Below are 12,451 nucleotides of genomic sequence, written 5' to 3'. Positions count from 1 at the left end.
TTCGGGATTGGTCGGGGAGGGTGGCCCGGTCTCGCTGCTGGCGACAGACCGGGTTTGCAGCGTCAAATTGTCTTCGTGCGCTGGGGTGGCCTACCGCATTCGGCCGATGCGCGGTGACATCGACGGCCTACTGTCCGCTGCCTGTTCATGGAGTCTCGAGCGAATACTGCAGGCTTTCTTCGCTACCCAAGTTGAAGCGTTCGTCTATTTCATGGTGGTCATCCTCCAATGCGCGCCGTTGGCATCTTGGCGGGCGCTCGCCGGTCTCTGGTGTTGCTGCATGCAGGTGGGCGGTTATAGGCCGCAGCTTCGTCCGCATCGGGGTGTGATCTGGCCGGGGCTCAACCGGCATTCGGCGGAAGGGGTAGCCCTGTAGGCGACCGGTCGGCACATCCGCTGCCCGAGACTTGGCCTCAGATCACACCCCGATGCGCTCTCATAGAGAGGATCGGGCAGTTAACGACAGGCTGTCGTGGCGCTGGTTGTTCAGTCGTCTTCGCCTTGGGCGAGCATCTTCTCGATGTCAGCGGCGCCAGGCTTCTTCCAGTTTTTGATCTGCCCGGTTTCCAGATCGATGTTCAGGATCAGGTAATCGCCGTAGTGCTGGCCGGGGAAGAAGTCCGGCACGTAGCCTTCATAGCTGCCGACTTCCTCTCCCTGAGCGTCTTTCAGGCCTGCGGCGAATCCATCGCGGACCTTGATGTAGAGGTGCAGCTCAGTCACGTCGACCTGCACCGTTTTCTGCGTGTTGATTTGCATGCTGCTGCCTCCGGTTGATTTCCCGTCTGGCCCTGTCGCCAAGGCCAGCCAGTGAAATCTGTTTTTCTCCGCACCCGCTTACCAGGTCATTCACTCAGTTCGGTCAACACCTCGTCCGCCGTCGCAGTGGGCTGCGCGTGGGCAGGCTTTCGGGCCTGTCGGATCGCCGGTCGCCGGTAGAGGCAAGTGCGGTTTTGTTCATCGGTTTACTGACCTCCCACCGATGGAGCCGGGAGTGACCTAACCGGACTGGCCGGGTAGTCGTTCATGGCGCTGGTTGTTAAAGAGCGGCGGGTCTGTTGAGGCCCTTCGCAGTGGCTGTGTGTCGCTGCGATGGATGAAATATGAACCAACAGTTCACATTAGGTCAAGTACCAAAAGTACATATTTTAAAAAAAGTACATATTCGATGAAATTTCACCGGTCGACGTTTTAGGGATTTACCGCTATGGATGGCTTCGCTATAGTCCCTCGAATACTGGATGCATATACAGCATGAGGAGGTGGAAATGGCTAAGCCGAAGAGACAGGAAAAACCAGCAGCGCGTCATGAAGTGAGCGGAATTGAAAGGCTCGGGCTGCGCGTGTCGTCGATGATCAACCACCCGCTAGCGCAGACTCAGCGCTGGGTAACGATCCATCGGCTCGACACGGACGGCGACCGGGAGTGGGAGGAGGTGATGGGTCTGCTTTCCGAGACGGACGGCATAGAGATGACGTTCAACGACGATGAGTCGGTGACGTTGAAGTGGGAGGCGAGTGCCGAAGAGGATCGGCCAGTAGAGGTTTTGGAGCCGGCGGAGGAGCCAGCGCCTTTCTGACAAACCTGCGACGATAATGTCTATTTGCCATCAACTCTGTACAATCGCGAACGGCCGAATCCCGGCCAAGCCAATGATGGCGATACGGAGTGGGTGAGCAGTGATGATTCTTCGGAAAGCGGTAGCGGTGGTGTCGGCATTCACACTGTTGGGTCTGGCAGGCTGCGCGAGCATTGTGAGTGACAGCAAGCCAGAGGTAGGGATCTACAGCACGCCCACAGCCGTGAAATACGAAATCGTAAATAGCCGGGGAATGGTCGTTGCTCGAGGCGTCACGCCTGGTCGGGTACTGCTAGAAAGTGGGCGAGGGTACTTCAAAGGCGAAGACTACAATGTGACCTTCCGTAAAGAAGGCCATCAGGACAGCACGGTGCCGCTCAAAACAACAGTCAACGGTTGGTATTGGGGCAACATCTTGTTCGGTGGCCTGATAGGCATGCTGATTGTGGATCCTCTCACTGGAGCCATGTACACGCTGCCAGATGACGTAACAGGAAACCCGATACCGCTCGCTACAGCACAGGCTTCCGCTCAGTAAAAAGATTAAAAGAAGCCCGGCGACTTGCCGGGCTTCTTATTGACGTGATCCGAGGCCTGTCCCTAAGCTTCGCATTGTCAGCATTACGCTCATCAAACCAGGTTGGCGTTCCACACCAGCAAAACTCGAGCCTGGATGAAAACGTCTTCAGCCCGGATCGTCTCCGGCGAATGCCGGGTGTTGTCAGAAATCATTTTAACTTGGCCGTCACCCATCCACTGCAAGCGCTTGATGTACAAGTGCCCATCCCATGAAAACATGTAGATCCCATCGCCAGCGAAATCGCGAATGCTGATGTCGACGAGTAGGGGGTCGCGATGCTTGATGGTGGGTGCCATGGACTGCCCCCAGCCGGTCACCATTTTCAGATGGTAGTGCTCGGTGAACTCAACGCCCATCTCGCGAAGATGCTGTGGACTGACCCTCACGTCCTGAAGCATCTCTGGATAGTCATGCGGGATTTGTCCGCCACCCATGGCCGCGCGAACGTCGTAATGGGCAATCCATACCTCATCACCAACAGCGCCGGTTCGGTAGTAGTCGATCTCGAGTGCGCCCCCATCATCGGATTCCGCAACGGCCAGTAGCCGCCGGCGAGCATCCTCCGACAGCCCTTTACCTTGCTTGGCAAGCATCTCTCGGACGATTGCCGCCGCGGATGCCGAGGGCTCATCGGTGGCGGCCTTGTCAGCTTCTGCAAGCTTCGAAAAGCTTGGCTCTTCTCCAGCGCCGTGCTGAAGCCACTCGATTTTTACACCCAGGCCAGACGCAATTGCGGTCATCTTGGCGGGGCCGGGCATTGCCTCGCCATTGAGCCATTTGCTTGAAGCCTTCGGCGTTACTTTGGCGATTTCGGCCAAGCGAGCGCCTGCGCCCCACTGGTCGATGCCGTGGGCGGATAGAGCTTTTTTGAGGCGAGCAACAAAGGCTGCGCGAATTTCTTCTATCTGAACCATAGGTTCAGCATCGCATGCCCTTGCATGTACTTTCAGTTCCGACATAATATGTACCGCAAGTTCATATTTAACTCGGAGGCCTTATGCGGCCGCTCAAGAAATCGATAGACGCTGCTGGCGGTGTTTCGGCTGTGGCTTTGGCCTGCGGAAAAACTCCGCGCGCCATCTACAAGTGGCTCGTCGCCGACGCTCTGCCGCGCACCGAGTACACCGGGGAAACCCAATACGCCAAGAAAATTGCAGACCTTGCCAGCATCAACGGCAAGCCGTTCGAGCCTGCCTGGCTGCTCGCCGAGGCTCACCCCAAGAAATCAGCTGCATAACCCAATTCATCAGCCAGGAGCATCGAAGCATGTACATGGACCCCAATCAAAAGCGCGCCATCCCGGTGAAGGTTCGTTTTGAACCAGTGCTTGATCGGATTCTGCGTAAGGCCGCGACCAAAACCCGTATGCAGCACGCCACCTACCTCTACGAAATCATCGAGTGGGCAGTGGCCAATGGCGTGATCGAGGAACTCATGCAGGACAAACAAGAAGATATCGCGGGCTGAAGCCCCTTTGGAGGGCCAAATGACCGTAGAGCTGGAAAGGCTGCCTCCGCGTACTCGACAGCGAGTGGAGGAACTTATGCGCGTAAACGGCTGGAGCTTCAGCCGTGCGATCAACGAAATGACGGAAACCGCCATCGCGAGTGGGGCGCTTTCCGAGGTGGGGAGGAAGAAGGCGCCAGTCCTTCAACTGGTGACCCCAATGAGGGCCTCTGGCAGGGACTCTTCGGGGTAATCCAGAGGGCCTCTGCCAAATTCGGGACGAAAAAAAGCCGGGGTAGTGACCCGGCTCTCTTAAAACGCGTTGTGGAGCAAATCATGCACCAATCAATCCAAACGATCAATACCCCGGCCAGTGTCGCGACACAATTTGGCAACGGTGAAAACGTGTCGCGTGAAAAAATGAGCAGCTTCGACTTGCTCGACCTGGTCAACGCGGCCCGAAAGGAATTTGGCGAAAGCGAAGTTCGTCGCAATGATTTCACCGCGCGGTGCCGCGACGAGCTGGACGGCGAATACTACGAAACTTTCGTAGTAAGGAATCAGCGCGGCCCAGCCTCTGAGGCGTTGATGCTGACCAAGGATCAGTGCCTCCTGATCTCGATGCGGGAATCGAAAGCAGTACGCCGCTCGGTCGTCTCCAAGATCAATGCGCTTTCTCAGCCACGCGAACTCTCCCGCATGGATCTTATCCAGATCGCGTTCGAGGCTGAGCAGCAGCGTCTGCAGCTGTCGATCCAGGTCGAGGCACAGGCCACCAAAATCCACTCCATGGAGAACCTGTTCAAGGAAGGGATGACGCACACCCAATTCTGCAAGGGCCTCAATGGGGTCAACGTCATGCAGGTGGGCAAGTTCCTCGAAGGCCGCAACTGGCTCTACAACGAGAGCAAATCTGGCCTGCGCTTCCGCGTGGCGTCTTACGCCCGCGACAAATACATGACCGAGCATCAGCACGAAGTCACTCCCCACGGCAAAGAGCCGTTCGTTTCCTTCACTCCAGTCCTGCTCAAGAAGGGCGCTGTGCGCCTGTACGACCTGTACCTGGCCGGCGAGCTGCCAATGAAGAAGACTTGGGACGGACTGTTCACTCATGACAAAGCGTTGCGGGGTGCCGCATGAAAACCTATCCGCTGGAAATCGAATCCGTCGGCAGCGACACCTACATCGCCATGAGTCGCGGTCATCACGACTTTGATCTGTTCATGGCCGAGGCCGTAAAAGAATGTCCAGACTGGTTCTTGGGCGGCCCGGTACACGTCTGGGTCAAGTCCACGCCGGACCGCACTGGCGAGTTCAGCATGCGCTACGTGTTCGTTGAGCCCGGCACAAGAGGCGCTTGGCCTGCAACCTATTGCCATGAGTTTGGCGAAGGATATCAGCGCTACAACTCTGCACAGAACGCACCGGAGGCCCAATGATGGCCAGATCCAGAAACATAAAGCCGGGGTTCTTCTCGAATGAACACCTGGCCGAAGTAGATTTTGCAACGCGCCTCCTTTTCATCGGCATGTGGACCGAGGCAGATCGGGAAGGGCGCCTCGAAGATCGCCCGCGCCGCCTGAAAATGGCTCTGTTCCCGGCTGACAACGTCGACATCGAAAAGATGCTCGCCGACCTGGATCATTTGGGGTTCATCACGCGGTACACCGTTGGATCATTCAAGGCGATCCAGATTGTGAACTGGTCGAAGCACCAGAACCCTCACGTCAAAGAGGCGAAGAGCGTCATCCCTGAAATGCCCGGTGTAGAGGCTTCAGAGGGTGAGCATGGTGCAAGCCCGGTGCAAGCACCAGACAAGAACAGTTCTTTCCCGGCTGATTCCCTCTCTCTTGATTCCGGATTCCTGATTCCTGATTCCCTCACTCCGTCGCCTGCTCCGGTGGTGACCGAGGACCTGTTCCCGAAGTTCTGGAAGCTCTACCCGCGCAAGGTCGGAAAGGACAAGGCCGAGAAGGCGTGGGCGAAGCTCAAGGTCACTCAGGCGCTGTACGACCTGATGGTCGCAGCTCTGGCCAAGCAGGTTCTGACGCCTGACTGGACCAAGGAGCGGGGCCAGTTCATCCCGCACCCTGCGACGTGGCTCAACGGCAAGCGCTGGCAGGACGAGATCCCCGAGCTCGCCAGCAATGTTCACCCGTTCCCGCAATCCCGCCATACCGGCTTCGCCGATCGCGATTACACCTCTGGCCTGAAGATGCGGGAGGACGGCAGCTATGCGCTCTGAACCAGTCCAAGCCACTCCGGAATTGCCGCCCGGCACTCGCATCCAGCCTGCCGAGTGCGAAACCCACGGCGCGTACGAGCAGCGGGTCTTTCCTGTGCTGGGCCGGGAGCTGAAAAGCAACTGCCCTGAGTGCACTCGTATCTCCCGCGAGAAGTCCGAAGCCGCTGAGCAGGCCAACAAGGCGATGGAGCTGCGCATGTCCCTCGCTCGCAAGCTGGGCGACGCGCTGATCCCGAAACGCTTTACCACTCGCACCCTGGGTAACTACCAGGCCGAGAACGATGGCCAGCGCAAAGCCCTCCGGTTCTGCCAGCACTACGTGCAGATCTTTGACGAGATCCTGAAGACGGGTCGCTGCATGGTCCTGATTGGCAAGCCCGGTACCGGGAAAACGCACCTCGGCGCCGGCATGGCCAACGAGTTGCTGCACAACACGTCCCGCACGGCCGTGTACCGCACTGTCGGCGCAATCCTTCAAGCGATCCGCTCCACGTACGACAAGCACAGCGAACGCAGCGAGGCCGAGATTCTGTCGAGCCTGATCGATCCCGATCTGCTGGTGCTGGACGAGGTAGGCGTGAGCAAGGAGCAGCCGAGCGACTTCGAGCTGACGACCCTGTTTGCAATCATCAATGGCCGCTACGAGCAGGAGCGCCCCACGGTGGTGATCTCCAACCTCGAAGCCAGCCAGTTGCCGCCCGCAATGGGTGACCGCTGCGTCGACCGTCTGCGCGAGGGTGGAATGATCGTTGTTCCTTTCGATTGGGAATCGCAGCGCGGCAAGGAGGGCTTTTGACATGAACGACTACACCGAACTCAAACGGCTGGCCGAGGCAGCCGTTGGCAAGACGTACAGCAGCGGTGAGAAGTTCTTTTTCTCCGCAGAAGCGACACCTGAGCAAGTCCTGGCCCTGATCGCCGAGAACGATTCGTCCCGCAAGCACTGGCAGAACGAGTCGAATAACGTTCAGGCGCTGATGGTTGAGGTAGCCCGACTCAAGGCCGAAAACGCCGGCCTGCAGACCGGCTACGAAGCCTATGAGCAGGTAGTGCGGGGGCTGAAGGCTGAGGTTGAGGCGCTGCGCAAGTCCGCGCCGAGCAAAGAGGTTGTCTGGTGCTCCTGCGGTGACGGCCACGCGGCGAACTCCTACGGCGCAGGCTTCATGGATGCGAATGACGGTGTTTGCGCGAACTGCGACGCCGCCATGGGCCAGGGAGAGCAGTCATGAGCACGGAGTTCGCAATCCGCAGTCAGCGCGATATCAGCCGCCTGATGGGCGTACTGCACGCCACCGACTTCACCAAACCCAAGATCGTAGTCATCAAGGACGAGAAGCGCCCTGACGTCTGCAACCGGAAGATGTGGGCAATGCTCAAGGATGTATCTGAGCAGGTCATCTGGCACGGCAAGAAGCTGAGCAGTGAGGACTGGAAGTGCCTCTTCAGCGCCTCGCTGGAGAAGCAGCGTGCGGAGCCTGGCCTCGACGGCGGCTTCGTCGTGATGGCCGTATCGACCCGCAAGCAATCGCAGAAATGGTTCAGCGATCTGTTCGAGCTGATGCATGCCTTCGGCGCCGAGCATGACGTGCGCTGGACTGAGCAGGACAAGTGGGGAGGGCGGTATTGATGACTCCAGCAGAGCAATTCTGGATTGTTATTTTCCTCTCCTTGGTCGTCGGGGTGATTGCTGGGCATTTCATCGAACGCCGCCGCAAGCAATCGCTCGCAGAGTTCGAACGCAAGCGCAAAGACCGAAAGGAAGAAGTAGAGCGAGCTGCAAGGAAAGCACTATGAACCTCACTGTGAAGCGGTCCCGCCCGAAGAAATGCCGAGTCGCCGAATGCCGAGCCACATTCGTCCCTGCGCAGCCATTTCAAACCTGGTGTTCGCCTGACTGTGCAGTAGCGATCATCCGTCAGCGACAGGAGAAGCAGCGCAAGTCGTTCGCCCAGCGCGAACGCCGCGAGATCAAGGTCCGCAAGGAGAAGCTGAAGAGCAGGGCGGATCACATGAAAGACACGCAGAAAGCCTTCAACGCGTGGGTGAGGGAGCGAGACGCCAATCTGCCGTGCATCAGCTGCGGGCGACACCATCCGGGCAAGTATGACGCGGGTCATTACCGGACGGTGAAGAGTAACCCAGCCCTCCGATTCGAGCCGCTCAACTGCCACAAACAATGTGTGCCATGCAACCAGCACCTGTCTGGAAACATAGTGAACTACAGGGTAGAGCTGGTGAAGCGCGTCGGAATAGATCAGGTCGAGTGGCTGGAAGGCCCTCATGATGCCAAGAAGTACACCATCGAGGAACTGAAGGCGATGACCGCCGATTACCGGGCAAAAACAAGAGAGCTGAAGGGGAGAGCAGCATGAAAATCCATTCCGCACGCCAGGCTTGGCACGATTGCAATTACAACCCGGCCCCCGGCCAGACGTCTGACGCTGCTGAGCTGGGTGTGAGAGTGCAGAGCACAGAGCGCGGTCCTACAGCGAACCCTGCAATGCACGGAGCGTTGGCCGGCCACATTCAGTCGGCGATCGCGCGTCTCCATTTCCAGCTTCGGGCCTTTGGCAATGCCATGTACGCAGCTGAACCGACAGATGACGATCGGGAGGACGCCGAGGCGGCGGTATTCAACCTGGCATGCTCACGTGTAGAGCGCATGACTGCCAGCAAGCGGGAGCGCGCCGAGTATGTCGCCAAGGGTGTTTTCCGTCGGTACCGGTACATGCACCAGGGCGGACAGTCAGCGAATGCCGATCCGCTGATCAAGCCCGAAGTGTTCCGCGCATGGATGAGAGGGGAGTACGGAATCGAGCTTCCTTCAGCGGCATGGGGTCGGGACTGGGAGCCGTTTGTGCAGCTTTGTTTTGATGCCTGCTATGACATCGACGCTCGAGCTTTGAGCCCGATTGGTGGGGTGATTTACAAGATGCGAGAGGCTGCTTGACTTCCCGCACGGCTGAGGGCATCATTTCGCCATAGTTACAATTTTGCCTTCGGCAACTGACACAAAAACCCTGCTTTCGAGCGGGGTTTTTTGCGTCTTGAGAAAACCCAACCTGCAAGGAATGACCGATGATGAAGCGAATCACGATGTATCTCGGGTTGGCGTTCGCCGCCTGCCTGTCCTGTTTCTCTGTGGCCGCGATGGCGGAACCGTTGCGCACCGCAAGCTATCACCTGGCGGCATTGGCCGAGCCCCAGGGTGTCGCGATGCAGCGCATGGAGCTCACTCTCGCGATGTGGCGAACGGGTGGCCAGTCGACTGATGAAGGTCTCGCTTTCAACCTGCGCGCATCCAGCAATCACTTCGTGATGACCTCGACCAAGCCTGCGCCTGAAGGTGTTGGCGTTGGTGAAGGCCTGTCGCGCTGCTGAATACGCCTGGAAGAAACATAAAAAGCCCGGACATTTGTCGGGCTTTTTGTACCTCCGAGGAAAGCTTCTACCAAAGTGGATGCTTTCCCGGATGTATCACGTCCCACCATTTCGGCTCCACCACACCCATCGCTCTGAGCTGGGAGTGCTGCTGGAGCTGACTCATTCACCGCAGCCAGGGCGGCCTCACGGAAGGCCTGGACACTGATAAGCCGGCAAGTGCAGTGCTACGGAAAAACACCGGCAGCCCGTGCACCCTGACCTCACAATGCTGCAGGGTGGCGCGAGACTGGATCAGCGAGATCGATGCAAAGGGGCGTCGACGCTGGGATGGTCTTTGGCCGACAGCTCGGAAAGACGAGCGCACCTATTCAGGGCCTCTGCATTCGCAGGGGCTTTTTCGTTTGAGGGGGTCGATATGGCTGATATTGAAAATCGGCTTACAAGCCTTGAGTCTTCCGTGAATGAGATCCTCGTTGAGATTCGAGGAATCAAACTCGAGATACTGGCGGCAAAGGGTGAATCCGATGCCGCCGCGCCATTGCTTGAGCAGCGGCTTCAGAAAGTCGAATCAGTCGTTGGCCTTTTCGAACTCGGAAAGGGCGTAGGCCTTTAACTCAGCCAGTGTCAGATCGTCAGCGTTGTCTGGGATCGCGGGGTAGTAAGTCGTTGTGGTTCCGGCTGGCAGCATGATCGTTGCGATCAGGTTCCAGTGTGGCCATTGATTGATGTTCCCGCAGTTCAGGTGAACGAGTTTGTATTTGCTCATACCAATTCCTTTTGTGGCTTTTTCGAGAGTGGAATTTCGATACTAGCCGCAAGTCATGGCCCGCATCTAGCGGGTCTTTCGTTTTCGGCTCCCCACACCCATAGCCCCGAGCTGGGAGTGCTGCTGGAGCTGACTTATATGTACAGGTCGTACCTCGGCCACCTTTCTCTATGGAGTGGCGATGGATCCTAACGACCTGGGGCCTGGCACGTTCGCGTGGCTCGGCGGTACCGGCACTGTGTTGCTCGGCGGCCTGTTGTGGTTAAGGAAGTTCCTCTCCAAGGACGCGACTGACCGGGCGATGGATAACGCAGATATCGGCACCGTCCGCCGGCTGAATGAGCTGCTCGATACCGAGCGTGCCCGCGCCAACGCCGCCGAAGCCCGCGCTGACCAGTTCGCCAAGGAGCGCAACGAGCTTGCCGCTACCGTCGGCCGCATGGAAGGCAGGGTAGAGCTTCTGGCCGGACAGATTGCGACCCTCACTGAAAGAGTGACCACGCAGAGCGCAGAGATTGCGCGTCTGCGGGCTCAGCTCGGAGGTATCAACTGATGGACAGATGCGCTATCAACTTCATCGCCCGCCACTGGTGGAGACGAGCCGAGGTATGGGTCATCGCCCTATTGCTGGTAGCTGGCGGATCGATCCTTGGCTACCAAGCCGGGGTCTGGTCAGCCAGCAGTGAGCAGACAAAACAGCTTGCCGAGGTGCGCGCAGCTTACGACGCCGCGCTGGGCAAACGTGACGTTCGCCTCAACAGCCTGGCAGAGAAGGCGCAGGACGCGGCAGTGAAGGTGCAAGAGGCATCGAACTCAGCAGTCCAAGCGGCGGACACCGCCAGCAAGGCGGCGGAGAAGGTCAACGAAGCCGTCGAACGTCAGACACCATGAGCGCCTTGCTGAAGTTGGTCCCTGCATGGTTGTGGGTGGTGCTGGCAGCGCTCGTTGTCGTCGGTTACCTATCGCTGCGTCTCGATAGCGTGAAGGACGATCGAGCAGCCATCACCGCCGAGCGCGACACTGCCGCCGCCCGCGTGGACTCGCTCACCAACACGCTCCGCATTCAGCGCGAGATCACCAATGACATCAATCGAGTCTCCGATGATGCGAAAGCCAAAACTGAGCATGTGTCGGCTGCCGTTGTTGTTGCTGATAACCGGGCTCGCAGCCTGCAGCAGCAAATCGCCGACCTCCTCGCCAAGAGAAAGTCTTGTGCTGCCGAGGTTGCCAGAGGAAGCAAGGCAAGAGCCAACCTTACCGTTCTGCTCGCCGAACTGCGTAGAAGCGCTGACGAAGAAGCGGGAAGAATGGCAGAAGCGCTTGATCGAAGCCGAATAGCCGGCTTTGCGTGTGAGGCGGCATACGCGGCTGCGCAGAAGGGCACTTAAACCTCGCTAACAAAGAATAGCCAACGGAGGTCAGTCGCCGTCTTTCTTCACCAAGCGAAGATTGGGTCCGTCAGGCCTGGTTGTTTTTTCATACCGCATCCCAATCTCGGCTGCAATTTTTTTGAGTTCCCGGGCCGTCTCAGCGAGCTCTCGTAGGGCTTCTTGTAAGTCTGCTTCTGAAGCTGGAGGATTCTTTATCATCTGGTCATAGCGTTCTTGCAGTGACGTGTATTCGTCTGAGAGAAGATCTATATCACTCATAGCAACCTGCCTCATGTGCTCTGTATGTGTAATCGGGACACCTGGTACGCACATTCGAGCTCTTCGCTCAACTGCGTCAATTGGTCGTCACTTATCACCCCTGCAATCTTAAGGGATTGGTTGTAGCCGGACGCCCCGTTCTTCAACCGTAGCAGATGGACTTCATCTTGCGCTTCAGTCAAATATCCGAAGTTAGCTCGAGCCTTGGCCATGGCTGTGATTGCGTCGTCGGCATCGCTGACTCATAAGAGTTAAAGGGAAAGGCAGATTGCCTCCACCGCGTGTCTTTTGCCAGCATTTATTGGTCGGCTCTTACCATGAAGTACGCGACACGTTTCGCGAATCAGCAAATTGTGTCGCGACACCGGGCTGAAAGTGATCAACGTAATCAAGCAGCGCTTATGGTGGACTTGAAATAGAACTCCGAATGAACATGCTTTCGAAGCAGTCCGCGTTAAGTCTCTCGCACTCCGCATCAGCTTCTGCTCGGGTTAGAACCCAAAACTCTAGCCGTTGCTTTTTTTCATTGTCGTAAATGTTGAATCCGGAGGGAGCTGTGGTGCTGTAAAAGCGCACACCGCTTCGCCAGGTGCCCGTTTCTTTAGGGGTTGCCGGGATGGTGACAAATCTATGCATCATGCTTGTTCCTCTAAGACAAGTCGGTGGCAGGTAAAAGGAATAGCGGCTACTGGCCATTCGATCAAGTGACGCCGGATTGCTTCCGACGGACAGTCTGTTGCACCGAATACTCATTCGAATGTGCATGTAGAGTTGCGAATTCATCGCGTTTCATATGTGTAA

General features: G+C 57.6%; 21 protein-coding genes. 17 read left to right on the top strand and 4 right to left on the bottom strand.

The window, feature by feature from the left end; translation table 11 throughout:
* Nucleotides 1–486 precede the first annotated feature (486 nt).
* Complete coding sequence (locus AB4P91_RS22795; protein WP_150596909.1) at nt 487–759, bottom strand: hypothetical protein; 273 nt, start codon at nt 757–759, stop codon at nt 487–489.
* A gap of 509 nt (nt 760–1,268) precedes the next feature.
* On the opposite strand from AB4P91_RS22795, the gene AB4P91_RS22790 reads away from it, so the two are divergent.
* Together AB4P91_RS22790 and AB4P91_RS22785 are read left to right on the top strand one after the other, a co-directional pair.
* Nucleotides 1,269–1,580 carry a DUF1654 domain-containing protein gene (locus AB4P91_RS22790; RefSeq protein WP_047304417.1) on the top strand — a complete coding sequence of 104 codons (312 nt, stop codon included), beginning with the start codon at nt 1,269–1,271 and terminating at the stop codon, nt 1,578–1,580.
* Nucleotides 1,581–1,683: 103 nt separating this feature from the next.
* Nucleotides 1,684–2,118, top strand: a complete 435-nt coding sequence (locus AB4P91_RS22785) for a hypothetical protein (RefSeq protein ID WP_047304410.1) — start codon at nt 1,684–1,686, stop codon at nt 2,116–2,118.
* Nucleotides 2,119–2,210: 92 nt separating this feature from the next.
* On the opposite strand, the gene AB4P91_RS22780 is transcribed toward AB4P91_RS22785, so the two are convergent.
* Entirely contained in the window at nt 2,211–3,074 is an 864-nt protein-coding gene (locus AB4P91_RS22780) for a S24 family peptidase (RefSeq protein ID WP_395604997.1), read from the bottom strand.
* A gap of 83 nt (nt 3,075–3,157) precedes the next feature.
* On the opposite strand from AB4P91_RS22780, the gene AB4P91_RS22775 reads away from it, so the two are divergent.
* The 12 genes from AB4P91_RS22775 (at nt 3,158) to AB4P91_RS22720 (ending at nt 9,232) form a co-directional block, all read left to right on the top strand.
* Nucleotides 3,158–3,397: a hypothetical protein gene (locus AB4P91_RS22775; RefSeq protein WP_047304406.1), complete on the top strand. Its 240-nt coding sequence runs from the start codon at nt 3,158–3,160 to the stop codon at nt 3,395–3,397.
* A gap of 29 nt (nt 3,398–3,426) precedes the next feature.
* Entirely contained in the window at nt 3,427–3,627 is a 201-nt protein-coding gene (locus AB4P91_RS22770; RefSeq protein ID WP_039012569.1) for a hypothetical protein, read from the top strand.
* A gap of 384 nt (nt 3,628–4,011) precedes the next feature.
* Nucleotides 4,012–4,746, top strand: coding sequence for a phage antirepressor protein (locus tag AB4P91_RS22765; protein ID WP_395603767.1), 735 nt, complete (start codon nt 4,012–4,014; stop codon nt 4,744–4,746).
* On the top strand, nt 4,743–5,045 hold the full coding sequence (locus tag AB4P91_RS22760; protein ID WP_395603766.1) for a hypothetical protein: 303 nt from the start codon (nt 4,743–4,745) through the stop codon (nt 5,043–5,045). Before AB4P91_RS22765 ends, AB4P91_RS22760 begins: the two co-directional genes overlap by 4 nt.
* A complete protein-coding gene (locus AB4P91_RS22755) occupies nt 5,045–5,851 on the top strand; it encodes a hypothetical protein (RefSeq protein WP_395604996.1) in 807 nt (268 codons plus the stop codon). Before AB4P91_RS22760 ends, AB4P91_RS22755 begins: the two co-directional genes overlap by 1 nt.
* Complete coding sequence (locus AB4P91_RS22750) at nt 5,841–6,647, top strand: ATP-binding protein (RefSeq protein ID WP_395603765.1); 807 nt, start codon at nt 5,841–5,843, stop codon at nt 6,645–6,647. Before AB4P91_RS22755 ends, AB4P91_RS22750 begins: the two co-directional genes overlap by 11 nt.
* 1 nt (nt 6,648) lies before the next feature.
* The gene (locus tag AB4P91_RS22745) at nt 6,649–7,080 is read left to right on the top strand and encodes a hypothetical protein (protein ID WP_395603764.1); all 432 of its coding nucleotides are present in this window, start codon (nt 6,649–6,651) and stop codon (nt 7,078–7,080) included.
* Nucleotides 7,077–7,478 carry a recombination protein NinB gene (locus AB4P91_RS22740; RefSeq protein ID WP_395603763.1) on the top strand — a complete coding sequence of 134 codons (402 nt, stop codon included), beginning with the start codon at nt 7,077–7,079 and terminating at the stop codon, nt 7,476–7,478. The genes AB4P91_RS22745 and AB4P91_RS22740 overlap by 4 nt, the downstream gene beginning before the upstream one ends.
* On the top strand, nt 7,478–7,645 hold the full coding sequence (locus tag AB4P91_RS22735) for a hypothetical protein (protein WP_395603762.1): 168 nt from the start codon (nt 7,478–7,480) through the stop codon (nt 7,643–7,645). The genes AB4P91_RS22740 and AB4P91_RS22735 overlap by 1 nt, the downstream gene beginning before the upstream one ends.
* On the top strand, nt 7,642–8,223 hold the full coding sequence (locus tag AB4P91_RS22730; RefSeq protein ID WP_395603761.1) for a recombination protein NinG: 582 nt from the start codon (nt 7,642–7,644) through the stop codon (nt 8,221–8,223). Before AB4P91_RS22735 ends, AB4P91_RS22730 begins: the two co-directional genes overlap by 4 nt.
* A complete protein-coding gene (locus tag AB4P91_RS22725; RefSeq protein WP_395603760.1) occupies nt 8,220–8,801 on the top strand; it encodes a hypothetical protein in 582 nt (193 codons plus the stop codon). Before AB4P91_RS22730 ends, AB4P91_RS22725 begins: the two co-directional genes overlap by 4 nt.
* Nucleotides 8,802–8,929: 128 nt before the next feature.
* The gene (locus tag AB4P91_RS22720) at nt 8,930–9,232 is read left to right on the top strand and encodes a hypothetical protein (protein ID WP_395603759.1); all 303 of its coding nucleotides are present in this window, start codon (nt 8,930–8,932) and stop codon (nt 9,230–9,232) included.
* A gap of 571 nt (nt 9,233–9,803) precedes the next feature.
* Here AB4P91_RS22720 and AB4P91_RS22715 read toward each other — a convergent pair.
* Nucleotides 9,804–10,001, bottom strand: a complete 198-nt coding sequence (locus AB4P91_RS22715) for a hypothetical protein (RefSeq protein WP_115148295.1) — start codon at nt 9,999–10,001, stop codon at nt 9,804–9,806.
* A gap of 181 nt (nt 10,002–10,182) precedes the next feature.
* Here AB4P91_RS22715 and AB4P91_RS22710 point away from each other — a divergent pair, with 181 nt between their 5' ends.
* Genes AB4P91_RS22710 through AB4P91_RS22700 form a run of 3 tightly spaced genes read left to right on the top strand, consistent with a single transcriptional unit; the run spans nt 10,183 to nt 11,389 of the window.
* Nucleotides 10,183–10,554, top strand: a complete 372-nt coding sequence (locus AB4P91_RS22710; RefSeq protein WP_150594750.1) for a chemotaxis protein — start codon at nt 10,183–10,185, stop codon at nt 10,552–10,554.
* On the top strand, nt 10,554–10,892 hold the full coding sequence (locus tag AB4P91_RS22705) for a hypothetical protein (protein WP_150601495.1): 339 nt from the start codon (nt 10,554–10,556) through the stop codon (nt 10,890–10,892). Before AB4P91_RS22710 ends, AB4P91_RS22705 begins: the two co-directional genes overlap by 1 nt.
* Entirely contained in the window at nt 10,889–11,389 is a 501-nt protein-coding gene (locus tag AB4P91_RS22700; protein WP_395603758.1) for a DUF2514 family protein, read from the top strand. Before AB4P91_RS22705 ends, AB4P91_RS22700 begins: the two co-directional genes overlap by 4 nt.
* Before the next feature lie 30 nt (nt 11,390–11,419).
* Here AB4P91_RS22700 and AB4P91_RS22695 read toward each other — a convergent pair whose 3' ends face one another.
* Complete coding sequence (locus AB4P91_RS22695) at nt 11,420–11,650, bottom strand: hypothetical protein (RefSeq protein ID WP_115148298.1); 231 nt, start codon at nt 11,648–11,650, stop codon at nt 11,420–11,422.
* Nucleotides 11,651–12,451: the final 801 nt, after the last annotated feature.

It is taken from the genome of Pseudomonas sp. B21128, from assembly GCF_044218865.1.
Taxonomy (GTDB): domain Bacteria; phylum Pseudomonadota; class Gammaproteobacteria; order Pseudomonadales; family Pseudomonadaceae; genus Aquipseudomonas; species Aquipseudomonas iridis.
The sequence above is the reverse complement of the archived record's forward strand: the minus strand, read 5'-3'. Positions and strand labels throughout refer to the sequence as shown.